The sequence below is a fragment of the Paenibacillus alginolyticus DSM 5050 = NBRC 15375 genome (assembly GCF_000422905.1).
GTDB classification, from domain to species: Bacteria; Bacillota; Bacilli; order Paenibacillales; family NBRC-103111; genus Paenibacillus_E; species Paenibacillus_E alginolyticus.
The window spans coordinates 74805-99544 of sequence record NZ_AUGY01000013.1 but is presented as its reverse complement, the minus strand read 5'-3'; the positions used below and the strand labels follow the sequence as shown (position 1 = coordinate 99544).

The 24740-nt window shown below is 44.7% G+C and carries 21 protein-coding genes, 1 riboswitch and 1 other annotated feature; of the genes, 7 read left to right on the top strand and 14 right to left on the bottom strand.

What is annotated here, in order from left to right:
- Positions 1 to 85: 85 nt before the first annotated feature.
- The 7 genes from G519_RS52920 to metA form a co-directional block, all read right to left on the bottom strand.
- A complete protein-coding gene (locus G519_RS52920) occupies positions 86 to 739 on the bottom strand; it encodes a 3D domain-containing protein (RefSeq protein WP_029194119.1) in 654 nt (217 codons plus the stop codon).
- Positions 740 to 926: 187 nt separating this feature from the next.
- Positions 927 to 2861 carry a threonine--tRNA ligase gene (thrS, locus tag G519_RS0107325; protein ID WP_029194118.1) on the bottom strand — a complete coding sequence of 645 codons (1935 nt, stop codon included), beginning with the start codon at positions 2859 to 2861 and terminating at the stop codon, positions 927 to 929.
- A 346-nt stretch (positions 2862 to 3207) separates the two neighbouring features.
- Positions 3208 to 4149, bottom strand: a complete 942-nt coding sequence (locus tag G519_RS0107320) for a putative sporulation protein YtxC (protein ID WP_029194117.1) — start codon at positions 4147 to 4149, stop codon at positions 3208 to 3210.
- Positions 4150 to 4714: 565 nt separating this feature from the next.
- Positions 4715 to 5851: a cyclic dehypoxanthinyl futalosine synthase gene (gene mqnC / locus G519_RS0107310; RefSeq protein ID WP_029194116.1), complete on the bottom strand. Its 1137-nt coding sequence runs from the start codon at positions 5849 to 5851 to the stop codon at positions 4715 to 4717.
- A gap of 136 nt (positions 5852 to 5987) precedes the next feature.
- Positions 5988 to 7160 (bottom strand): trans-sulfuration enzyme family protein, encoded by a 1173-nt coding sequence (locus tag G519_RS0107305; protein WP_029194115.1) that lies wholly within the window; start codon positions 7158 to 7160, stop codon positions 5988 to 5990.
- Positions 7157 to 8326, bottom strand: a complete 1170-nt coding sequence (locus G519_RS0107300; protein WP_029194114.1) for an aminotransferase class I/II-fold pyridoxal phosphate-dependent enzyme — start codon at positions 8324 to 8326, stop codon at positions 7157 to 7159. The genes G519_RS0107305 and G519_RS0107300 overlap by 4 nt, the downstream gene beginning before the upstream one ends.
- Before the next feature lie 34 nt (positions 8327 to 8360).
- Positions 8361 to 9305 (bottom strand): homoserine O-acetyltransferase MetA, encoded by a 945-nt coding sequence (metA, locus tag G519_RS0107295; RefSeq protein ID WP_029194113.1) that lies wholly within the window; start codon positions 9303 to 9305, stop codon positions 8361 to 8363.
- 101 nt (positions 9306 to 9406) lie between these two features.
- Positions 9407 to 9535, bottom strand: a riboswitch (SAM riboswitch).
- Between the two features lie 248 nt (positions 9536 to 9783).
- Here metA and G519_RS0107285 point away from each other — a divergent pair.
- Positions 9784 to 10011: a hypothetical protein gene (locus G519_RS0107285; protein ID WP_029194112.1), complete on the top strand. Its 228-nt coding sequence runs from the start codon at positions 9784 to 9786 to the stop codon at positions 10009 to 10011.
- A gap of 303 nt (positions 10012 to 10314) precedes the next feature.
- Entirely contained in the window at positions 10315 to 11250 is a 936-nt protein-coding gene (corA, locus tag G519_RS0107280; RefSeq protein WP_029194111.1) for a magnesium/cobalt transporter CorA, read from the top strand.
- 74 nt (positions 11251 to 11324) lie between these two features.
- Here corA and tyrS read toward each other — a convergent pair whose 3' ends face one another.
- Both tyrS and G519_RS0107270 read right to left on the bottom strand, forming a co-directional pair.
- The gene (gene tyrS / locus G519_RS0107275) at positions 11325 to 12581 is read right to left on the bottom strand and encodes a tyrosine--tRNA ligase (RefSeq protein WP_029194110.1); all 1257 of its coding nucleotides are present in this window, start codon (positions 12579 to 12581) and stop codon (positions 11325 to 11327) included.
- A 55-nt stretch (positions 12582 to 12636) separates the two neighbouring features.
- Positions 12637 to 12889 (bottom strand) — a binding site (T-box leader).
- A gap of 72 nt (positions 12890 to 12961) precedes the next feature.
- Positions 12962 to 13975, bottom strand: coding sequence for an HRDC domain-containing protein (locus G519_RS0107270; protein WP_029194109.1), 1014 nt, complete (start codon positions 13973 to 13975; stop codon positions 12962 to 12964).
- A gap of 200 nt (positions 13976 to 14175) precedes the next feature.
- On the opposite strand from G519_RS0107270, the gene G519_RS0107265 reads away from it, so the two are divergent.
- Both G519_RS0107265 and G519_RS0107260 read left to right on the top strand, forming a co-directional pair.
- Entirely contained in the window at positions 14176 to 14469 is a 294-nt protein-coding gene (locus G519_RS0107265) for a DUF3055 domain-containing protein (RefSeq protein ID WP_029194108.1), read from the top strand.
- 53 nt (positions 14470 to 14522) lie between these two features.
- Positions 14523 to 14831 carry a hypothetical protein gene (locus G519_RS0107260; protein WP_173188982.1) on the top strand — a complete coding sequence of 103 codons (309 nt, stop codon included), beginning with the start codon at positions 14523 to 14525 and terminating at the stop codon, positions 14829 to 14831.
- 442 nt (positions 14832 to 15273) lie between these two features.
- Here G519_RS0107260 and G519_RS0107255 read toward each other — a convergent pair whose 3' ends face one another.
- The gene (locus G519_RS0107255) at positions 15274 to 16758 is read right to left on the bottom strand and encodes a tagaturonate epimerase family protein (protein WP_244280052.1); all 1485 of its coding nucleotides are present in this window, start codon (positions 16756 to 16758) and stop codon (positions 15274 to 15276) included.
- A 176-nt stretch (positions 16759 to 16934) separates the two neighbouring features.
- On the opposite strand from G519_RS0107255, the gene G519_RS0107250 reads away from it, so the two are divergent.
- Positions 16935 to 17780 carry an AraC family transcriptional regulator gene (locus G519_RS0107250; RefSeq protein WP_029194105.1) on the top strand — a complete coding sequence of 282 codons (846 nt, stop codon included), beginning with the start codon at positions 16935 to 16937 and terminating at the stop codon, positions 17778 to 17780.
- Positions 17781 to 17881: 101 nt separating this feature from the next.
- Positions 17882 to 18856 (top strand): aldo/keto reductase family protein, encoded by a 975-nt coding sequence (locus G519_RS0107245; protein ID WP_029194104.1) that lies wholly within the window; start codon positions 17882 to 17884, stop codon positions 18854 to 18856.
- A gap of 47 nt (positions 18857 to 18903) precedes the next feature.
- On the opposite strand, the gene G519_RS0107240 is transcribed toward G519_RS0107245, so the two are convergent.
- The 4 genes from G519_RS0107240 to G519_RS0107225 form a co-directional block, all read right to left on the bottom strand.
- Complete coding sequence (locus G519_RS0107240; protein ID WP_409371997.1) at positions 18904 to 19737, bottom strand: 5'-3' exonuclease; 834 nt, start codon at positions 19735 to 19737, stop codon at positions 18904 to 18906.
- A gap of 177 nt (positions 19738 to 19914) precedes the next feature.
- A complete protein-coding gene (ssuE, locus tag G519_RS0107235) occupies positions 19915 to 20457 on the bottom strand; it encodes an NADPH-dependent FMN reductase (protein ID WP_029194102.1) in 543 nt (180 codons plus the stop codon).
- A 161-nt stretch (positions 20458 to 20618) separates the two neighbouring features.
- A complete protein-coding gene (locus tag G519_RS42155) occupies positions 20619 to 23795 on the bottom strand; it encodes a glycosyltransferase family 39 protein (RefSeq protein WP_051253209.1) in 3177 nt (1058 codons plus the stop codon).
- An 83-nt stretch (positions 23796 to 23878) separates the two neighbouring features.
- Complete coding sequence (locus G519_RS0107225; RefSeq protein WP_029194101.1) at positions 23879 to 24106, bottom strand: DUF7667 family protein; 228 nt, start codon at positions 24104 to 24106, stop codon at positions 23879 to 23881.
- A 244-nt stretch (positions 24107 to 24350) separates the two neighbouring features.
- Between G519_RS0107225 and G519_RS48780 the strand changes: the two genes are divergently transcribed.
- Entirely contained in the window at positions 24351 to 24647 is a 297-nt protein-coding gene (locus G519_RS48780) for a hypothetical protein (protein ID WP_409371996.1), read from the top strand.
- Positions 24648 to 24740: the final 93 nt, after the last annotated feature.

Sequence of the window (24740 nt, the reverse complement as noted above, 5' to 3'; positions counted from 1 at the left end):
TTCAATCACCTCCTGTAAGTATAGGATTTCCCAAACAGGAGAATTTATGATGGAAATGTTCGGCTTTGTGAAGAGCTAATTCTCGTCATAGTGCTTTGGTAGGTGCGATGATCTCATCCTTTAGTTGATTCCAGATGAGTTCGGTCACTTTCCCATGCCCTTCTTTGACGATAAATACTTTAACCGTCTTCTTACCCCATTCTTTATAAACCTGATCCTTTGTGTCGAAATACAGATCAATTTTCTTACCTTTAATGGCGCTGCCTGTATCTGCCACAACACCATAGCCATAGCCGGGAATAAACAAGACAGTTCCAAGCGGAAAAACGTTCGTGTCTGCTGCGATCGTTGATAAGGATTTATCATCCCGCTTTACTCTAATACCTGAATACGTGATCCCATACTCAGGATGATCCGGATTTTTCCCTGTTGATTCCTTACCTGCAAAATAACCGGTGGCTGTCACTTCGACTGCCTTGAGCTTGGACAAATCTGAGTCTAACTTCGGAACATAACGATAATTGATTTGTTGCAGGTTTTCTTGCGCAACCGGCAGTGTAACAGGTGCCGTTTTGGCCGGAATAACCTTTTGCTGCTGATCTTGTATATGGGTGACGGAGTTTGCCGTCGTGTAGCTTTGGTCGCTTTTGCCCGTCGTCTCTTGTCCGAAAAGTGCCATCAGAACAACGATGATCGACGCACTAAACCATTTAGACTGAGTCAAAAAATTGGTTAACATTACTATTATTTAATACCTCCCCTACTATTGCAGGTTGTCCAATACCTACCACCTTTAAACCTCCGGATGCAGACTCACTGTTTAAGGTGTCCTAATCACGCTCCCCTATACATACCCAATTAACTGAATTTGAAAACAAAAAAGCAGAGAAGATTATCTTCTCTGCTTCATTTATAGGATTGAACTCTTAAAGTTTCTTGCTAATTTCCTCGTTAATCATGCCAATCACTTGATCAATCGGATGGGTTCCTAGATCCCCTTGACCACGTTTTCGAATCGATAAGCTTTCGCTCTTCACTTCGTTTTCACCGACGACTAGCATGTAAGGAATCTTCTCCAGCTGCGCTTCTCTAATCTTATAACCCAGCTTCTCATTACGATTATCTGCTTCAACACGAATACCGGCTTCGCGTAGACGCTCAGTCACGAGATTCGAGAATTCTTCGAATGCCGGAGATACCGGAATGACTTTGGCTTGGATAGGCATTAACCAAGTTGGCAGCGCACCAGCGAAATTCTCAAGTAAGAAGGCTGTCATACGCTCCATAGTACTGATAATCCCTCTGTGAATAACGACTGGACGATGTTTCTGACCATCTTCACCTGTGTATTCAAGCTGGAAGCGTTCTGGGAGCAAGAAATCAATTTGCGCTGTTGAAAGTGTTTCTTCTTTCTTGAGCGCTGTTTTGATTTGAACGTCTAGTTTAGGACCGTAGAAGGCCGCTTCACCTTCAGCCTCGTAGAAATCAAGTCCTAGCTCTTCAACAACCTCACGCAGCATGCGTTGGGAAGTTTCCCACATTTGATCATCTTGGAAATACTTTTCTGTATCCTTAGGATCCCGATAGGAAAGACGGAAACGGTACTCTGTAATTCCGAAATCCGCATAAACCTGACGAATCAAGTTCACAACGCGGGAGAACTCTTCTTTAATTTGATCCAAACGACAGAAAATATGAGCGTCATTCAGTGTCATTGCACGAACACGGTGCAGACCTGTTAAAGCTCCTGACATTTCATAACGGTGCATAGTGCCAAGCTCAGCAATCCGAATCGGCAAATCACGGTAGCTGCGCATATCGCTTTTATAAACCATCATGTGATGTGGACAGTTCATTGGACGTAGGACAAGCTCCTCGTTGTCCATCACCATTTTCGGGAACATATCCTCGCTGTAATGATCCCAGTGGCCGGATGTTTTGTACAATTCAACATTAGCGAGAACTGGTGTGTAAACGTGTTGGTAACCCAAACGCTCTTCCAGGTCGACAATATAACGTTCCATTGTACGTCTCAATTTAGCGCCGTTTGGCAGCCAAAGCGGTAACCCTTGCCCAACCTCACGTGAAAAAGCAAACATTTTAAGCTCTCTGCCCAGCTTACGATGATCACGTTTCTTCGCCTCTTCCAAAAGATGCAAATGCTCATCCAGCTGCGCTTTCTTAGGGAAAGCAGTGCCGTAAATACGTTGCAGCATTTTGTTCTTCGCATCTCCACGCCAGTAAGCGCCAGCAACGCTCAATAATTTGAACGCTTTGATTCGGCCAGTTGATGGCAGATGCGGTCCGCGGCATAAATCAAAGAATTCACCTTGGTCATAGATCGTAAGTACCGAGTCTTCCGGCAGATCACGAATCAATTCCAGCTTAAACGGATCTTCCATTTCAGTGAAAATGCGAATCGCTTCCTCACGGGAAACAACGCGGCGAGTAATCGCCAGGTTCTCACCAGAAATACGCTCCATTTCCTTCTCGATTTTCACCAAATCTTCGGGATTAAGCGGTGTTTCCAAATCGATATCATAGTAAAATCCGTCTTCAATGACAGGTCCAATCCCTAATTTAACCGCTTTTTCACCATAAATACGTTTAATCGCCTGAGCCATCAAATGCGCTGTGCTGTGACGATACATCTCTAATCCCGCTTCACTATCGAGTGTTAGAATTTCTACGTCTGCATCATTTTCCAATGAGAACGACAGATCCACGGATTTCCCGTTAACTTTGCCGCCAATCGCATTTTTCTTCAGTCCGGATGAAATGGATTCCGCCACTTGTTCAATGGTCGTTCCAACTGCGTACTCTCTCACTGCGCCATCTGGTAATTTCACTTGTACAACCATGTTTGTTCCTCCTATAGGTAATTTTGAACGCAAAAAAGCACACTGCATCCCAAAAGGGACGAGTGCGCTCAGCTCGTGGTTCCACCCTAGTTCGATTCGCTGCATACCCACACGGGTAAGGCGAATCCTCATCAGCATTCGGTAACGGGAATGATTCCGGTATTGTATACTAACGATCCTGCAAATCAGGTCGAATTCCACAATACGGCTACAAAGGGGTAAACTTTTCTGAATAGCTGAAGGAGATTGCAGCCTAGTCTCCTCTCTCTGAGCAGTTCTTGCAGAAAGTTCATGTCTTTGATATTAACGCCTTCGATCACTATTATAATTGCCTCTTCACTTAAGGTCAAGGGGACAGTTGATCTTGTTTCTTGGCTTCACCCAAGAAGATGTCACAAGTCCGGCAATAGGAGCAGACCGTTGTTCGATCTTCAAATATTTGTCTAATCGTCTTGATGATCGTTAATTCGGGATCTCGTGTATGGATGTAGATATTTGCCGGAGATACCGTAATGAGTGTGCTAACAATCATATCCTCGAAATTAATATCTTTCTCAAGCACTTCTAGCTTAAAGGTTGTATCGAATTCATTTGCGTCTATGAGTTCAAGCTGATCATTCAGGATGACAAACTCATGCCCGCCTTTATGTATTAGATGAGCAACGGGTATTTTGGCTTCCTGAATATAAACAAAGTACTGCAGTAGAGAAATAAATTCCTGATACTGGCGATCCATCATAAATTCATCAATGGCATACTCAGCTATCTCTCGCAGCTCCTCAGTGTAATCCTGTAAACGGAATGTAAGAAAGCCATCCAAGCTTAGCCGAGGGGTTTCCTCCAGAGACTGCACGAGCTGCTCCGTTAACATTTGTTTGCGGCGAAGTTTTGCTGAGCTGCCATTCAAAATAGGCAATTCATCAATGACCGTCTCCGCACACATGGATTGCTTACAATACCCTTCAATTGCTTCCAAATCGTCTATGGCATCATATTTAAATTCTTTAACGATCAACTCACGCAAAATAGGCAACTCTTTCTCTGCGATGATATGATCAGCCAAAACGCTAGCTAGTCCCTCCCTTACTTCCTTGTGAATGGAAGATATTTCTCTATCCTTCATCCTCACTTCTACTCGAATGTAAGCATGTGTATCGTGTAAATCAAAAGGGGCTGTTACTCCACTTTCAGCGATATGTAAAAGCTGCAGCTCACGTTCTATCTGAGCGCTTAGCGAACGTACATAGGCCTCATCGGCATTCATTACAACAATCGCAAACAGTTCCATAGGCTAACTCCTTTCATCAATCATCCTCCTCCTAAGAGTATATGGTCGATAGGAATCAGATATACAACGAACAATTTGCCATTTCCATTCATTAATTTTTTGTCAATTCTTTCGTTCATATATGCCAATCTCGGGAAACCACCGAACTTAAACAAGAGTTGATGATCAAAAATATTATTATGGACAATTGTCCAAAATGGATGCTCTAAAGGATCTATATAACCACATCACATTCCATGCTGAAACATCTAGTCGTAAAAGAAAAAGCCTCCAAGTTGGAGGCTTTTTTGTAGGTATTATCCTAAGTATGATTCAAAAATACTTTTGATAAGTAAGAACGGAAGTGCACCAATGGAGACAAAAGCATAAAAAAATCCTTGAAGAAAATTTTTGAATAGTTTCACAAGAATCACTTCCTATCGTTTTTGTCTAAATTGTGAATTACTTCAATTGTACTCCTTTTTCAGAAAAAAACATGAAAATAACATTAATTTTTCATAACTTGTTCAATTAAAATTTGAAATAAAAAAGAGAGCAGCCGCAGCTGCTCTCTAACTTATATTCGTTAGTTTTGCATTACGAAATCCTTATCAATAACGAGCGACTCGTCATCAAATACCCGCAATGTTTGGTATTTCGTATTCCGTTGTGCTGGAATTTTACCTGCTTCGCGGATAATTCGCAGCGTGGAGTTAACGTTGACCTTATGCGTTGTACCCGCCGCGGAAACCACGTTCTCCTCAATCATCGTACTTCCAAAGTCGTTGCAGCCGTAGCTGAGCGTTTGCTTGCCAACTTCAGGTCCCATCGTCACCCACGATGATTGGAAGTTAGGAATGTTATCCAACATAATTCGGCTAATGGCCAGCGTCTTCAAATACTCCTCAGGCGTGACTTTCTCTGCCTTCATGTTTGTATTATCCGGTTGGAATGTCCACGGAATAAAAGCTAGGAAGCCTGGTGTATTGAGCTTCTGGAACAGAACATCATCTTGCGCATCACGGATACGCAGCATATGAAGCGCGCGTTCTTCCATGGATTCGCCAAAACCGATAACCATGGTCCCCGTTGTATGCATACCAATTTTGTGAGCGGTTTGCATAACGTCCATCCAATCGCGCCATGAACCTTTTAGCTTACTAATTTTGCGTCTAGTGCGATCATCCAGAATTTCAGCGCCGCCGCCTGGCAAGGAATCAAGTCCCGCTTCGTGCAATTGACGAACGACTTCCTCTAAAGATAAACCGTCTGAAATATCTTTCATTTTCATAATTTCTGCTGGCGAGAAAGAATGCATCGTAATGTCAAAACGCTTCTTAATCTCTCGAAGGATATTCGTGTAATAGCTGAATGGAAGATTCGGATTCGTGCCGCCCTGCATAAGGATTTCGGTCCCATCTACATCCAGAGTTTCTTGGATCTTCTGGAAAATGGTTTCATCCGGCAATACGTAACCTTCTGATGAACCGGGTGGACGGTAAAACGCACAAAATCTGCAATAAACGTCACAAATATTCGTATAGTTAATATTCCGTCCAATGACGAATGTCGTTATGGGATCAGGATGCCATTTCTTCATAATCTGATTGGCGGTGTCGCCAATCTTCTCTATTTGATCGGACTCGAAAAGCGTAATACATTCTTCTATATCAATTCGTCCGCCTGACTGTGCTTTATTTAAAATACGATCAATCGGTTTCAAAGCTACTCACTCCTTTACTTTCTGAAGGCTTGTATCCACTCATCGTACCATATTCATACCAAAAAAGCAGCAATATGCTGCTTTTACCAAGGCGTATTCCATTTCAAATATGACTAATTTTCGAATTCATGGAGGTCTAACCGCGAAGGGCTTGTTCCAAATCTTCAATAATGTCTTCGATATCTTCAAGACCTACCGAATATCGCACGAGACCATCCGTAATGCCGCGCAGCAAGCGAACTTCCTTCGGCATTGAGGCATGCGACATCATAGCCGGATAGGACAGGATACTCTCCACCGCGCCCAAGCTTACCGCAACGAGTGGAATACGTACTTTGCTTAATAGCTTTTTCGCTTTCTCGCCGGAACCAACATCGAACGAAACAACGGCTCCATAGCCTAAAGACTGCTTTTCATGTACGTCTCTACGAGGGTGGTTCGGAAGTCCCGGGTAGTAAACAACATCAATATCAGGTTGCTCTGAAAGCCACTGCGCCAATCTACGGGCGCTAATTTCGGACATTTCCATACGAGCTCGCAAGGTTTTCATACCACGGATCAATAGCCAAGAATCTTGAATGCCTAGTACGTTCCCCATGCCATTTTGGATTTGTTTCATTCTGCGACCTAGACTGTCGTTTGCGACCACAGCCAGCCCAGCAAGAACGTCACTGTGTCCGCCGAGGAACTTCGTTGCACTATGCAGTACAATATCTATACCCAGCTCGATTGGACGCTGATGGTAAGGTGTCATGAACGTATTATCCAGCATCGTAAGCAAATCGTGCTCTTTAGCAAAAGCAGCAACTTCGGCGATGTCTGTAATTCGGAGTGTCGGATTCGAAGGTGTCTCGATAAATACGGCTCTTGTGTTAGATCGCAGTGCTGCGCGTACTTGGGCGATATCGGTCATATCGACGAATGTCGACTCAACGCCCATACGATTCATAATCGTTGTCAGCAGGCGATACGTACCACCATAAACATCTTCGGTACAAATAACATGATCACCCTGCGATAACAGCATGAAGGCTGATGAAATAGCTGCCATACCCGAGGCAAAAGCAAAGCCGCGCGTACCGCCTTCGAGTAATGCAATGTAGTCTTCCAAAGCTTGGCGCGTTGGATTACCTGAACGCGTATAGTCATATTCGGGTGAGACCTCTAAGTCCGCTTGATGAAAAGTCGAAGCTTGATACAGAGGCACACTGGATGCCCCTGTCGCTTCATCAATCTCACCACCGAAATGAATGAGCTTCGTTGCGAATTTGCCATGCGGCTTACGTTTATCATCTTGTGGGTGGCTCATGATAACGAATCTCCTTCCAATTCGGCCTGCGCCTTGTTGAGGGCGTTCGATAGATCCGCAATCAGATCATCAATATGCTCGATGCCAACAGAGAAGCGTAAAAGACGGTCATCTACACCGATCTGCTGACGAATTTCGAGTGGAATGTCCGCGTGGGTTTGTACAGCCGGATAGGTCATTAGCGATTCAACCCCTCCTAAGCTTTCTGCGAAAGCAATAAGCTCTATGTGATGAAGAATCGGTTCAATCAGTCTTGCATCCGTTACTTTAAAGGAGAAAATACCCGTGTTCCCGCTCGACTGCTTATTTTGAATCGCATAACCAGGGTGCGTTTCAAGCGCGGGGTAGTAAACTTCACCGATCAGCGGGTGTTCCAATAAGAACTTCGCAATGGCCGTTGCATTCTGTTCATGACGCTCCATGCGAAGTGCGAGCGTCTTCATTCCCCTCATAAGGAGCCAGCTGTCTTGCGGTCCAAGCACAGCACCAATGGAGTTGTGCAGGAATGCCATCTGCTCCGAGAGCTCTTTGCCCTTGGTCACGATAAGACCAGCAAGCACGTCATTATGACCGCCGAGGTACTTGGTCGCGCTATGAATGACGATATCAGCACCAAGCTCAATAGGGCGTTGAAGATACGGCGTTAACAACGTGTTATCGACAATCGATACGATGCCTTTCTTACGAGCCCATGTACACACAAGCTCAAGGTCTGTAATCATCATCAGCGGATTCGTTGGTGTCTCAATGACAAGCCCTTTGGTATTCGGCCGATAAGCCGCTTCCAATCCGTCTAAATCATTCGTGTCTACATAAGTAGCGGTCACACCAAAGCGCGACATGATTTTCTCAAGCAGACGGTACGTACCGCCATATAAATCCAAGGAAACAATCAAATGATCTCCTTGGCTGAAATAAGCGAAAATAGTTTGCAGCGCAGCCATTCCTGAGGAACAAGCAAAGCCCGCATCTCCTGACTCCAACTGAGCAATAGCATCCTCGAGCACCTTGCGAGTCGGGCTTTTGGTGCGTGCATAGTCGAATCCTGTACTTTGCCCAAGCTTCGGATGACGGAACGCAGTAGCTTGGTAGACTGGGAAGCTGACAGCTCCAGTAACGGGTTCTTGAATAGAGCCAATTTGGGCGAGACGACTTTCGATTTTCAACAAAGGGAGTTCCTCCTCAGGGTATGGGTTCTGATTACAATTGCGAGCTTGCCAAGCTTTCGTTGATATTAGCGTTCAATTCAAATGGTGTTTCTTGATAGACATAGTAATTCAACCAATTAGAGAACAGGAGATTCGCATGCGCTCTCCAAGTATTATAAGGCTGTCTACTCGGGTCGTTATTCGGGTAATAATTTTTGGGGATATCAATTGAAAGCCCTTTACTCACATCCCGATCGTACTCCCATTTCAATGAACAAGCATCATATTCGGAATGTCCTGTTACGAAAATATGCTTCCCATCTCGCGTTGCGGCGATATAAACACCGGATTCTTCAGATTCCGATAAAATCTCCAAATCTGGACATTGTTCAATGTCTTCACGACGAATATCCGTATGACGAGATTGCGGTACATAAAATACTTCATCAAAGCCGCGCAGCAGCTTAGTATTCGGTACCTGAACGGTATGAGGAAATACGCCGAACATCTTGTTATCGAGCGCAAACTTTCGCACACCAAAATGATGATATAAGCCTGCTTGTGCTGCCCAGCAAATATGCAAGGTAGAAGTGACGTTGTTCTTACTCCAATTCAGGATTTGCGTCAATTCCTCCCAGTAATTCACATCTTCAAATTCCATCTGTTCCACAGGAGCACCCGTGATAATCATGCCATCCAGCTTTTCATCTTTAATATCGTCAAATGTTTTATAAAACATTTCCAAATGCTCGACGGAAGTGTTCTTAGAAGTATGAGTTTTAGGATGCAGAAGCACGAATTCCACCTGCAAGGGCGTATTCCCGATTAAGCGCAGCAGCTGCGTCTCCGTCGTTTCTTTGGTTGGCATCAAATTCAATAAAGCAATCCGAAGTGGACGTATATCCTGGTGATACGCGACAGATTCGTCCATGGTGAAGATATTCTCTTGGTTTAAAATTTCTTTGGCAGGCAGGTTGTCAGGAATCTTGATCGGCATCCTGTTCACTCCTCTTCATATGTTTAATTTGGAAAATAAATGCAAAAATGACCTTCTCTGGAATCAGAGAAAGGCCATGGAAAATCAAAGTCAATGTCCTTCTCTTATCTCCCAGATTCGCTGTAATCAGCGTTTCCGCAAGAATTAGCACCGTGCTCCCCTTTGCTTGCAAAGGTTTGTCGGTTGCCGGGTGTCATAGGGCTAGTCCCTCCACCTACTCTTGATAAGAAAATGTAACGTATGCGATTAAAATTATCATACTATAAATTCACCCAAAGTCAAGGCATGAAACGCTTCTCAAAAGAAATTCGGGCAAAGAAATTGCAACAGTTTGTCCCCTTATGATAAAATTGATACAAAATGTATCAAACGAATATGTTTAAGCACGATTAAAAACGGGTTATATGATATTAAAACGTTCATATATATAACAACACTCTATGGATAAATAATCAATTTTCATGAAAAGAGGTCATTTATGTCAACCCAAACGATCGATAGTTTCTCCGCTTTTGCTTCATTAAATCGCTTTTTCACCCTGATTGAAACCACAAAACCAACGATTCAACAAGCAGAGGATGCTGCTGCCCTGTTATGCCGTATCTATGGTGCTAACAGTGAAGAAGAACTGCTGCAGCGCGGTGATCCTGAATTAATTGAAATTTACAAAGAAATTAAAAACAAAATTTTGAAAGCCGCCATGTAATCATGGTGGCTATTTTTTTGGCACCGACTGAGCGTTATTTCCATACGTTATCTAAACGACAATTTCCCCAGTTTCTGCAAACTTTTATAGCTTGAAACGTGATATATGAAGGGTTATACTAGACAAGTATTCGACACGGACGAAAAAGGAGGGCATACGTTTGGACGGAGAACCGAGGAGTAGAACCTGCAAGGATCTTAAACAATTTAATAGTGTAGGAATGCAGTCGGTTATTCCTTCATTCGGAGCCTTGCTCTAAAATGATGAACTAACCGACTGATTCCATTCAAAGGGGTGGATCAGATGAAAACACGGTGGGTTCAGAATGGCATTTTTACGTTGGTTGATGACGTGACTGTCGCCCTTACACCTCCAGAAAGAGGCTTTTATTGGATTGATGCAGGGGTAGAAGACTTAGAGATCCTTCAACCTTTGTTCCATCTTCATGATTTGGCCGTGGAGGATTGCTTAAGCGAAGAAGAACAACGTCCCAAAATTGAGTTCTACGATTCCCATTATTTTATCGTTATTAATAGTATTCGATTTGATGATGAGGAAATTTTTCTTCGCGCACTTAATCTATTTCTAAGCAAACATGTCATTATTACGGTTACTAGGCAAAAAATTAATGAACTTCGGGCTTTGAAACCTTTCCTTTGGGAAGAGGAAGTAAATAGCGCCGATCGTTTCCTATACCATCTGGTCGATCTTGTCGTCGATAATTATGTGGCGGTCGGCGACCGTATCGAGGCCAAGATTGAAAAGCTGGAAGAAGATATCCTGGTGGCAACCAAAAAGTCACATTTGAATGAAATTATCGGGCTTCGTTCAGAGATTCTATGGCTCAAAAAAGTGCTTGTTCCTCAGCGCGATGTCATTGGAACACTTGGCAAGAAAGAGCTTAGACTGATTGACCATCAGCTGCAAAAATATTTCGGAGACATTTATGAAAATGCCGTAAAGATCGTGGATACCTTCGATACGCTGCGCGATCTCATGGGCAACTTACGAGAAGCCTATCAGTCTAGCGTCGCTAACCGAGCGAATGAGATCATGCGCGTTTTTACCGCACTCACGACCATCTTCATGCCATTGACATTCATAACAGGCGTATTCGGAATGAATTTCGATAACATTCTCGGGCTTCGTGTCCCTCATGGCGATGAAATTGTATTGGCGTTCATGGCCGCATTGGGCATAGGCATGTATGTCTTATTTCGTAAAAAAGAGTGGCTGTAGATCCATTTTGAACGTGGAAAGAGTGAGGGCTTCTTGGAGCAGAATGCCCCTATCAAGGGGCCCTTTTTGCTGATTTAAATCAGCTTCAATTTAACAAACTTCCGTTTCCCCACTTGAATAATATCCCCATCCTTTGGGGTTATTTGTTCATGAATTTGCATAATCTTCTGTTCATTGATCTTCACTGCCCCTTGATCCACACTGCGTCTTGCTTCCCCGTTGGAAGCTTGGAGTTCTAATAAGACGAGAAGCTTAATGATGGAGATTTGGCCATCTTCCAACTGGCTGATGCTTAGAGTCATTTCTTCAATGTCTTCGGGCAAAGCTCGCTTTTGGAACACGGTAATGAAATGCTGCTCTGCTTCTTCTGCCGCCTGCGCACCATGATACATTTGCACATATTCCTTAGCCAGCTTCATCTTGGCATCTCTCGGATGGATGGTACCTGTTTCTAACCCTCGTTTGAGATCATCCAGAGAATCATTCGAGATGGATGTTGTTAATTCGTAGTACTTGGTCATGAGCGCATCCGGAATCGACATCGTTTTGCCGAAAATTTCGTTAGGAAGCTCATCGATGCCAATGTAATTTCGCAAGCTTTTGCTCATTTTTTGAACACCGTCCAAGCCTTCGAGCAGCGGCATTAGAATCGCCACTTGTCCATCTTTAATCTCATAAGCACTTTGGAGCGTTCGGCCCATCAAAATATTGAAGGTTTGATCCGTTCCGCCTAGCTCAATGTCACTTTCTAGAGAAACCGAGTCATAGCCCTGCATTAACGGGTAGAAAAACTCATGAACATGAATCGGCTGATTAGCCGCGTATCTTTTGGCAAAATCGTCCCGCTCCAGCATTCGGGCAACAGTTACTTTACCTGCCAGCCTCAGCACATCATCGAATTTAAGCACTCCAAGCCAAGATGAGTTGTAGTAAAAGGTGGTCTTGGATAAATCTAATATTTTGGATAATTGCGTCTGATACGTTTGTGCATTGTGCTTAACATCGTCCTCTGACAGCTGTTTGCGAGTCTCTGACTTTCCGGTTGGATCCCCGATGCGTCCTGTGAAATCACCAATAATGAGTTGAACCTCATGTCCCAAATCTTGAAATTGACGCAGCTTCTGCAAAACGACGGTGTGTCCAATGTGAATATCGGGCGCAGATGGATCTAAGCCAAGCTTCACTTTTAACGGCTTTCCTGTAGCCACGGCGTGCATGATCTTTTGCTTAAGTGCTTCCTCAGGCACGATTTCGGCAGCGCCTCGCCCAACAACAAGCAATTGTCGTTCCACTTCCTGCTGCTGTATTTCGGTAAGCTGATCCCATGTCAACATTGTTTAATCCCTCCTCATCATGATAAAACAAAAAAGACAACCTGCGCGTCCACAAAGGGACGAGAAGGTTGTCTCGCGGTACCACCCTAATTAAAGAGAAGAATTCGCGCTCTCATTCGCAAATTTCTCTTTCACTTAGTTTCATAACGACAAATGAATGCCGGGTAAAAGCTACTGATGCTCTAACGAGCATGTTCCCTTAACCAACTCAGAACTGTAATTCGGAGCCATACTTGCATCGGTTTGCACCCTACACCGACTCTCTGCAGCAGCGGCATTTCTCCTACTTTGGGCATAGCCCATGTTCGTCATCGCTTTCCTTGATATTTAGATTAATGACCATTTAATCATATAATCCTAACCAAAGTCAACACCAACTAGCTCGCTGCTTGAGAAGCAAACCTTTCCTTCTCCCTGCGGAAGCGCAAACGAAGCAAGCGCAGCCACTCATAGGCGCGGTCGAGTTCTTTGCCTTTGAGCTCCTCCGCGCCGATGATGCGCTGCAGCACTGGCTTCAGGTAGCGATCACCTTCTGATTCGAAGGCGTTCCAGGCTTTGATTTGTTCTTCTTCCGGGATCGAAGCTAGCTCCGCCTCTACAAGCGGATCCATATCGTATCCCTCACGCTCCAAATCCTCCACCCAAAGCAGCAGTTCCCTGCGCGGCATAGTTAGAACGGCTTGCAGATCCGCCAAGCTTCCTCCGCCGGCCACAACCTCAAGAAGTTTGCGCTTGCTAACTTCACGGTCAAGCTCTGTACGCAGCTTTTGCTCCTTCTGTGCATGGAGCCAAGCCTCAAACTTCACTGTGTCTACGCTTTTAGCTACCCAATCTAACGGAAAGCCATTCGAACGTGTATACTCAGCAGTGAGATTGAGCACATCTGCTGCGTACATGGTCGTCTTCTGCTCGCCGAAGCCAGGAATTTGCTGCAGCTCTTCCTTACTCTGAGGCAGGAAGACGGAGATCATGCGAAGGACACGATTCGTAGCGAGAATATACGGCGCTTTCCCCTCGCGGGCAGCTTGTTCGCGCCGCCAAGCGCGGAGCGTTTCGTACACTTCCTCACTTGGATTTTCTTCGCAGTAGTAGGTCAGCATCTGTGTCATTCTAGCTTTGCCAGACAGTCCTTGCGCTGATTCCAAATCCGTACTAACAAGCGGACGATAACCGGAACGGACTTTATCCCGCAGCCCCTGACGGAAAGCACTCAGCATCTCATCCCAGCTCACCCCTTGATACCACTGATCTTGCTGAATTTTGCCAGCGCTATCAGGCTCATTCCAATAGACATTCCAAATGCCTTGTTCTTCCCCAATCGACACTTGGGCCGATGTAACACGATGATCCCCCGCTTCTTTCTCCAATGTGTTCATAAATACAATGTTCATGCTTTCTCCTCCAAACGGTAACTAAAAATAGGTTCAGAAAAACGAAAAAGCACCCCTTCAGCTGTTAGCTGAAAAGGTGCTTCCCTTTTTCTAATATCCAAATCATACCATGTTTGTCAGATGGGCGCAAGATATGTTTTGTTGCCGAGCTTTTTTCGGTTATAATGGGGTACATACTAGAAAGCGAATGGAGGGCCCTCATGTCTGATTATGACTTTTTATACGACCATCAGGAAGAAACAACAACGCGTTTTGTTTGTTTCGTTGGCAACGCATTGCACCGATTTGATCTAGCAATTATGACTACATCCCGTTATTTCGGCAAGAAGCTTGTTATTGATTTGCAATCCGGACGCAGCGCTGTTATTGGTCCAGATGATCTGGCTGAAGAAGGGTATTTGGAACATGTGTATAAACTGAATGAGGAACAAGCGCAAGAACTTAATGAATTCTTGTCGCAAATTATTGGTTCCATTCATTTCACGGATATTTAAGCTGTCTAAAGGGGAAACTGGAAAAAGCATAGCAACATAAGGAGGCTTTATCCATGATTGACGAATCCCCCCAACTAGCTAAGAAATCAGAAGCAAAAGGCTTCATCCCTGAATACCGCGATGACTTTACTGATCTGGAGACGGTTGAGTCGCAGCGCAATGACTTAATTCCAGAGGAATTCCCAGAGGGTCCTTATGGCACTAGCCTAAATACAGAATCGCTGGGAAAGAGCTCACCCTGGCGTAAGGATCAACGTCCGTCGAATCCATTTTCTTACGAAAATCGCGAGCTGCATGAAGGCATTAAGCGGGACTATCCAGGTGAAGACGATTATCGAAATGAGCCTACAAATGAAGAGTAAGCTCTTATAAAAATAAGCGAGCCAAACGTTTGATACGACAAACGTTTGGCTCGTTTTTTGTTTTTAGATGTGAATAGAACCCATCAAGTTGCAAAACGTACAACTATTTTCTTCACTTTAGTGAGTAAAGCTTACCATTGTTGTAGAAAAAGCAACATTTTTGCCTAAATAGGGGTTATTTCACTCGATTTAATAGAAATTGTTGTATGGCGTACAACATCTCTTACCTTCTACCCTTTTAGAGGGAGCTATTGTTGTATTTCTTTACTACAACAATCTCACATATTTTACTTGAAAAAAGGGGGAGTGCTGAAATGCAAATGAGTCATCGGGGATTTACCTCCAACGAAGCATTGGCAGGGTCCACAGCAACCGAAACTTCCTGCCCGGCCGGGACAGGGTTAAAATTTCATCCATATATTGGAAAATCTGCTTATTCCCTCTATTTACCCAACAATTCTAAATGTCTGCCAATATGAAAGCGAAGACCTTCTGCGAAGGTCTCTTCTTGCTCAGCTAGCGTCTGGAAGAATTCGTCCGCAAATTGCTTGCTGCCATCAGCATTCTTCGCTTGGAGGAGCAAGCCATAAGTGATGTGCAGCAGTTGGCGAGCATTGTTTTCTTCCATATAATCCGGCAAACCCGCATCCGTCAACTCAGCAAGTGGAGCGATAGCCCCGATGTCTGTCGTAACATGGTAATAAGCAGTTGCTTCTGCAAAATGCTCAAGCGCATACTGATGCATGCGGCGGTACAGGGAAGGATTAACCTTCGCTACGACACGTACCGCTTCGAGCCAGTTCGTTCCTGCTGTTTTGATATGGAACAGGCCGTTCGTGTACTTCCCTATAAGTGGGAATACGCTGAACTTATCGCTGCCGGAATGAATACTCAGCTTGTATTCGAAATGTACGGCAATCGCGGCATGGCTTGCTAACTCACGCTCAAACTGAGCGATATCGCCAATATAGTCAATGCCTTTCTGGAATTCCCCGCAGAAGCGCGGCGCCATGCTGAAAATCGTAACCCCTCGGTCACGAAGCTCGTTAGCTACCAAATAGTGCGCTTCAGGCGATGTCGGCGTAGCCGTTTCATCGATAGAGATTTCAAAATCGACAGCGCGATCAAGCGGCGCGATATACTTACGGAAGATGGCTTCCATGAAATTGATTGCTGCGTCGTAGATTAGCACATCTTTCTTAAGCGCCTGTGACGTGTACGCTAACGTTGCTCCGGGAACATTAGCTGGTGTCTCAAGATAACGCTTTTCATAATGATTGCGCAAACTAACTGGCAGCTGTTCATATTTTGCAGCGATTTCTGCTTCCGACATAGATTCAATGGTATTGTCGATATTTTCCGAGCAATCCAGTGTTAACATCGTAAAACCAAGACGCAGCGCGTACTCGATGTCCTCTTCTTTCTTCAAATGGTCGCCGTCCGCGCCATACCCATCCTTATAGCCCTCTTGGAATACAGCATAAGCAGCCGCATCCAAAACATCCTCATAAGTTCGACCTGTTAGCGCGAGCTCACGAATACTTTGCTGTGCTAGGACAGGGCGTATGTCCTTGCCCCGAATCGTTTGAATATGTCCAGGACTCGCAATCCCAAGTCGATCACCTAAACCCATTGTAGCTACTTGTGTACCAAATGCCTGTGGAGCTGTATATGGAATAAATTGGTTAAGCGTCAGACGATTTTCGTGTGATAAAGCAGCCACTTTGCCGCCGTCTACGTTATCCCCAATGAGCTGGTCGTAGAGTTCGCCCTCACCTGCAGCGATAAGCTTCTTTCCTTCTGCTGTTCGCACCATTACAAGGGAAGTTTTACCTACCAGCGTGTACGATGATGCATACACTTTCACATCCGGTGAAGAAAATGTAGATATATTTCCTGATTTTATAGCTTCGATAAGCTGTTTCATTGTGAACATCCTCCCTTGTTATGCAAGCGTTTACTCATTTCTCATAGCTTAATCATATCGCAAGGTACGAAAATTTTCTCATCATCTCTTCTTATTTTCCATAAAAACTATTCATATTTTTCACAATAAACATGCTATACTTCAAATAATCATAGAGAACCTAAGGAGTCCTACCTATGTCACGAACTGTCACCTTCGGCAATGAAGAAGAAGGTCCCTTTTATATCCAACATATTCATCGTTCAGGTTCGTTCGAGAGGACTCAACACATGCATGACATGTACGAGCTTTACTATTTGTACGAAGGTGAGCGTATGTATTTCATTCGTGATCGCTCGTATCTCATTCTTCCGGGGGACCTTGTGCTTATAAATCGGCGTGAGCTTCATGCGACATCGGACTCGGGCAACTTAGGACATGCACGTGTTGTGATTAATTTCGATGATAGCTTTGTAGCAAAAAGCAAAGAGGATGCTCCATTTCTTCTTGATGCTTTCGCGCATGCTTCACCCGTTCTTCGGCTGGATCTGCCTACTCGGCGTTTGGTTGAAGACATACTTGGTAAATTAATTCATGAAGCGAAGGAGCCCCAGCTTGGACAAACTTTCGCCTTGCGGCAGTATTTAACTGAGCTGCTGCTGTTCACAGCACGCTTCATTCTTTTACATCCGGTCACATCACCCGAACACGTTTCCCCTCTGCACCGAAAAATTTCTACCATCGTGAGATTTATTAATACTCATTATCCTGAACCTCTCCGTCTGGAAGAACTCGCTGAGCAATTCGAAATTAGCCCGGCCTATTTAAGCCGGATGTTCAAGGAAATTACCGGATTTTCGCTTATTGAATATGTGAATCTCGTTCGTGTGCAAGAAGCGCAGCGACTGCTGACAACTACGAAACTTAAAGTTATTTTGATCGCTGAGCAGGTAGGCTTCGGGTCACTTGTGCAGTTCGGACGTGTTTTCCGTCAAATGACCAAAACGACACCTCTTCGCTATCGGCAATCGGCGGTTACTTAAGTGGAAGTAACTAAGTGAATTAATAGTGCGTCATTGTCAAGCTATCCTCTCCACTCTTATAATGACTTCAAAGCAGCATAATGAGAGGATGATAACATTTCATGAAGTATAGGAACGTGGGTCGCAGTGGGTTAAAAGTGAGTGAAATTAGCTTGGGGAGCTGGCTTACTTACGGAACAGCAGCCGAACAAAAGGCAGCAGATGCATGCATCGCGCAAGCTTTCGAAAGTGGTATTAATTTCTTCGATACGGCCAATGCTTACAATCGTGGTGAAGGCGAGAAAGCGATGGGGGCGGCGCTAAAGCCTTATGAGAGATCAAGCTATGTGCTCTCGTCAAAGGTCTACTTCCCGATGGGAGAGGGTCCGAATGATCGAGGTTTATCCCGCAAGCACATCTTCGAACAGTGTGATGCGAGCTTAAAACGATTAGGTGTCGAGTACATCGATTTGTACTTCTGCCATCGCTATGACATCCATACACCGCTGGAAGAGACGCTTCGCGCTTTGGACGACTTAGTTGCCCAAGGCAAAATTATGTACGCCGCTGTCAGTGAGTGGAACGGTGCTCAAATTACCGAAGCAGCTGGCATTGCCGAACGTCTGCGCCTGCGACCGCTGATCTCTAATCAGCCGATTTACAATATGTTTGAGCGCTATATCGAGCGAGAAGTATTGCCTGTGTCAGCGCAAAAAGGACTGGGTCAAGTTGTGTTCTCGCCGCTTGCTCAAGGCATTTTAACCGGTAAATACAAGCTGGGACAGCCGATTCCGACTGAGAGTCGTGCCGCTAATGATTCTGTGAATAGCTTCATTAACAGCTATCTGAATGATCAGGTGCTTCAGGTTGTTCATGACCTGGAGCAGGTTGCTCAGCAGCTCAATATCTCTCTCGCACAGCTTGCTCTAGCTTGGGTACTCCGTCAGCCAGGCGTAAGCTCTGCACTCATCGGTGCGACTAGACCTGAACAGATCGAAGAGAATGTGAAAGCTGTTGATGTTGAGCTTGGACCCGAGACACTGGAACAAATCGAAGTCATCCTCAAACAAGTAGCCAATTTCTCACCTGCACGTTAAAAATAAAGGGACAGGGCCAATAATAGCCCTGTCCCTTCTTTATGAATTTATCCAATTAATCTCATCAAACCTTTGAATTCCAATTCCTCGAACTTGCTAATGACCTTCTCCCGCTCCATCGACCATCCGCATTCCTCAAGCGCACAAGCGACAGGCGCATCCAAACGAATCGTAGCCAAATCACGTGATAAATGCAGCATGTCGATCTCAGCCTCAATTTTGGCGCGAACACCTTTCGGCAGTGCCGCTAAATTTTCCAAAATCCCGGCGATGTCCTGATATTCCATGAGCAGTTTGGTCGCAGTTTTCTCACCAATTCCTTTTACCCCTGGATAGTTATCCGCCGTATCTCCGGTTAAACCCTTCAGATCGATAATTTGAGCAGGTGTTAGACTTTTCTCTTCCATCAAGGTTTCCAGCGTATACACCATATAGTTGGATTGACCTTTTTTCATAATAATAACTTCCGTATTCTCATTTACAAGCTGAAGCATATCGTGATCGCCTGTGAGAATCTGTACTTTCGTAGATGGACTATATGTACTTGCCAAGGTGCCTATGCAATCATCCGCCTCGTATCCGACTACACCTACGTTTGGAATGTTGAAGCTAGCTGTTACTTCCTTCACTAAATCAAACTGAGGGAGCAGCTCTTCCGGAGCAGGTCCGCGATTCGCTTTGTAACTATCAAATTTCTCCGTACGAAACGTCTTACTTCCCATATCCCAGCAGCAAACAACATGTGTAGGCTTGAACGTCTGAATCGCATCTAGCAAATATTTGAGAAAACCATAAACCCCGTTAACCGGCGTGCCGGCACTTGTTCTCATAATGTAACCACCGGAAGAAGTGGCGTAATAACCACGAAATAATAAAGCCATGCCATCGACCAGCAGCACAGATTCAGATGATGTTTCGGACAAAATAATCGCTCCTATTCTATAAATCATAACGTATAAGTTCTACCAGTAGTATAGCATGGGAACGGTTGTTCAGGACACAAAAAACCACTACTAGTAAAAGGTACCAGCAGCGGTTTTCCATTATTTATTCGTTTTTTAACGGCTCGTATGCCATTTAATTTCTTGAATGAATTCAGTCACGGATTCTTGCAGTCGATCTGCAATGTCATCGTCCAGTATGGCTTGTCCTTGATCACCCCACGTCACTTGCTTATCGAGTACATACACACCTTGCAGAATATTTTGCGCGCCTAATGCAGATAGCACCGGTTTTAAAGCGTAATCTATCGCGAGCAAGTGAGATATCGTCCCTCCGACGGCTAACGGAAGTACAACTTTGTGATCGAGGCCCTTTTGTGGGAGCAGGTCGAGGAAAGCTTTTAACACACCTGTGTAAGAGGCTTTATAGACCGGCGTAGCGACGAATACGGCATCTGCCTCAGCAACATGCGCATTCGCTTTCACAATAGCTTCACTGTCAAATTTGGCGTATAACAAATCCTCTGCCGGGATGTCACGTACCTTAATCCATTCCACTTCCAAACCCGCTTTCAACAGTTCACTTTTTGCCACTTCGATAACGCCATGCAAACGGGATGTAGGTGTTGGACTTCCTGAAATAATTACAACTTTAGCCATGTGATTCACTCTCCATTAGGGTTTGGATGAAAAAAAGACTCCGCTGCCTTTGCTATGTACAAAGTGGGAGTCTCCTGTTGTTGGGTCGACTTATTTTAATTCATAGTAATTTACTTGGGTTTATATTACCATTGCCTTTTATGAACGTCAATACTTTTTGCTTAAAAGAAATTCCAACCCGGCAGCCACCGGAGAAAGAAGGAATACTTAGATGGAATGATCATCCCCGAAAGAATCGGATAGAAAAGTACAAACAAAACGAATACCGCAATTAAATATCCGTAAACCCATCTTTTCTTGTGTAGCGGTCCTTCTTCTAAATACTCTTTGATGTAATAGGTTAAGATCAGCACAAGGAATGGAACCATCGCGAAATAGTGATAAATGAATGTCAGCCTTGGTACTAAAATCCACGGTAAATACTGCGAGCAGTAAGCGATTAGCAGCATCCGCAGCCGCTTATCTTTACGTGTAACTGCCACATAAAACGAAAGGATAACGGCAATGAAGCCCGGCCACCATACTAGCGGATTCCCGAAGGAGACGATGCTCGAAAGCATGCCCTGCGGCATGAGCTTAGCTTGATAATACCATATCGGACGGAGCATCATCGGCCACTCCCACCAAGGGGAAGAGAAAGGATGCGTTGCGACCAAATCTTTATGATATTTGTACATGTGCACTTGATAGGTGACCACATCCTTCAGATTGTGCCCCGGACCGGGAACCATCATGAACGGAATATAGGATAACGTATAAACACCTAGCGGAATGATGATAAACGTGAGTACGCACCACAGCAAAGTAAGCAGCGTGTTTCGTACGAAAAGCTTCTCTACAAGCTGTAGACGCGTGTGCTCCGGTTCTGAAAGTGGAGGCTCAATTTCCACCTTTCGCAGCAAATTTCGTGCGAAACGGTATTCGCCGAACCGCTCTAATAAGGATAAGAGCAGCAGCACAGCAAGCCCTGCACCGCCATAGATAACAATCCACTTGGATGCAGCTCCAATGCCGAAGAAAAGACCGGATAGCCCTAAAGGGATTAACGTGGTCCAAAGCTTTTCCCTGTAAAAGCTAAGCGTTGTGTAACGATACATGAAATAGAACATCAGCATGATGAAGAATACGCCGTAAACATCTATCGTCGCGATGCGCGTCTGCGCAAAGTGCATGAAATCAAAGGTAAGCAGGAAAGCAGCGATAAAGGCATATTCTGAACGGCCGAACATTCGCTTAGCGAACACATACATGATTGGAATCATGCCAACACCAAACAGCGTTCCGATGATTCTCCAGCCAAACGGATTCAAGCCAAACACATAAATGCCAATCGACATTAGTACTTTACCAAGCGGTGGATGCGTGCTTTCATACGGCTCTATTTGATGAAGATGCTCATAGGCGGTTCTTGCGTGGTAGATCTCATCAAAATACGATCCGTTCATATACGTAGGCGTATACGGTACTGTGGCAGGTTCATCGAACAAATTAGCTGTCGTTCCTTCATCAGCCGCGTTTACATCTTGTTCAGATAGCTTAGCAATCGGCAAGATAGCCGTGCTGCCATCTCCGAAAATACCGATTTCATGAAGATGCAGCGCCGCTCCTTCCTGTGCATCCATGACCATTTTAACGTAACGCGCATCTTTATTAGGCTCGACTGTGTTCCAAGTGAATACCTTGGTGTGGTCGGATTTTACCGATATTTGATCCTGCCACTGTTTACCATCTTGTGAAAACCAGAACGAATATGCCCCTTCACCTACACCTGCAAAGGTGTTAATTCTCGTAATATTGTGCGAGCTGCCAAGGTCCGCAATGACCGTTTCTCCTGCGCTTGTTGGCTTCCAGAACGTTGTGGGAGCCTTATGCCCACCTAGATGAAATAAAGCAATTATCGTGTAAACCAACACTAAAGCGCCAAGATAAAGCGCATCCTTTTTGGTGAAAAAACGTCCCTTTGTGCTTCTTTCTACCTCATCCCTACTTGGTTTGAAAATCGCCTTCCACCGTTCGGACTCTGTATGAATTTCTGCGTCAATTTCTTGCTCGGTTGGCAGCGGAACTGGCTCCTCCACCTTCTGTTCTTGTTGTGATTCCACGAAAAGCCTCCATCCCAATAAACATGCATAGGCAAACATCATAACATTAATGGCCGATACGACCAACATCAAAAGATCATATCTCGGAATGTGATAATCCTGATGAAAACTGCGCAACAGCACATCGGCCATATTAATAAAATGAGTGATGCTAAAACCAATAAAGAGCCACAGAATCCGGCGATCCTTTATGTAAATGAAGCTGGTTAGCGCCAGTAATAATCCGTAGTGCAAATAACGCTCGTGCATTTTGGTCATACATATGAATACGGCCGTGATAAATAAGAAAGCCACATAGAGTAAGGCGCCACGCTGATCTTTGCTGCGAATATATAAATAGCAAACATAAACGATGGAGAGCGCCATAAGCACCCATCCAATCCATTGATAAGAGATGTGCAGGAACTTGCTATTCATATCGATAAAATTGCCGCCCAAGAGGGCCATCAGATTGAATGCGTTCAGGGAGGCGTATGGATAGGAAGCTAAGGTGCCTGAGTATAGTCCGATCAACCAGCCATACCCTCTGCCAACGGCAAAAGGGAGTGAAATCACGGCCATCGTTGCAGCTCCGCTAAGAACACTCAACAACAATACCATCATGCTCCGCTTTCGTATAACGTCGATAAGTAGAAAAATACCGAAAAGAAGGGCTTGCGGCTTAAGAAGAAGGGCCAACGCTATAAAAATCGCGGCTTGTGGGAGCTTCCCCCGCTGTTGCAGCAACAAAGTTGCAAGAATAAATAACATAAAGAAAGAGTCAACCTGTCCCCATATCGCGGAGTTCGACCAAATCGCTGGATTGAAGGCAAACAAAGCAGCAATTAGAATAGCTTGTATCCACGTCCGTGCCCCGCCCTGGCGGCTAATCGCTAGCTGAAATAAGAGGTATGCTGTGACTATATCAGCCAGAATGGCAGGAAGCTTCAGAATGACCAGTGACCCTGCACTTTCCCAGGGAATTGACAGTTTGTGGTGCAGTAAACCAACGAGGTATAGGACATACATATACCCAGGAGGATAATCGAGAAAGTAATCTTTGGCGTTCGTGTACAATCCGGATAAGCCTACCGTATATGCGCGATCCGACCACGCTAGGAACGTTCGTACGTCAGTATCATAGCCCTTCCAAAGAGGTGCTAGATATAATCTTAGTAATAACGCGGTTAATAGCAGTAAACCCAGAAGAAAGAATTTATGGGGAGCCCCCCACAATTGCTTGAACCAGCTTACCATGTCACAGCTCCTTAGATTTAGACTACTACCATTATACCTGTCCACTCTCTTGCAGAAAAGGAAAAAAGCACCGACCGGATAGGTCAGTGCTTGGGTTCAAGCTTTTCGATGCGCTCGCAAATTTCATGCAGCCAATCATAGTCTCCGGTTAGCGAAGCACAGAGCGATAAATTTTCCAGTTTCAAACGGTTCCATACATATGTCGCGTTAGCTTCCATACACAGCAGTAATTCATCTTGCTCTGCTCGTGTTAACTCTCGCGCTCTGCGTAATGTCCATAACTCCGCCATACGTTGATGAACGGCCAACATGGTCTGGGATACCCTCCTGCTAGTTGAGTAGCTACATTATGCAGTATGGTCAAAAATGGGAAGACTGAAACCATATGTGCAGCATTTTGATCATCTGGTCCAGCTTCGGAAAAGCAATGAAGCGCTGAGCACAGGCGCATTGCGCTTCTTACACGCCAAGCCGGGCAATACGCGGCTTGTGCTAGAGCGCGTTAACGACTTATGTTGGCGGCATTGTTGATTAGCACTTGACGATTGGATCTTTATGCCGATTGCCTATCTTTCCATTACGGATGAACCCAAACGTTGCCAGCAGTTTGTTCTTTCCTTTAGTGGGAAGTTCATTGCGATGGATGTGCCTAAAAATTTGACCTGGCTTGAAGCTGAAACGATCCGTTACGCGAGACGGATACCTCGTCCATTTACGCCATCAGAGTTGTCCTCCCATTTACAAATTACAGACCAGCATGCGAGGCGGATTCTTCACAAGTTAGTTGAGCACCAACTTCTGTTTGTAGCCAGCGGTAGGCAACTTTATCGTTCTTACGCCTTACGAACTTAAAAATTCTTATTTGATCAAAAAGCATAGATCTGAAGTTGCTACGAATTCAAGATGCGTTATTTTAAGCAAAAGATTAGCATTCAGCCTATACTC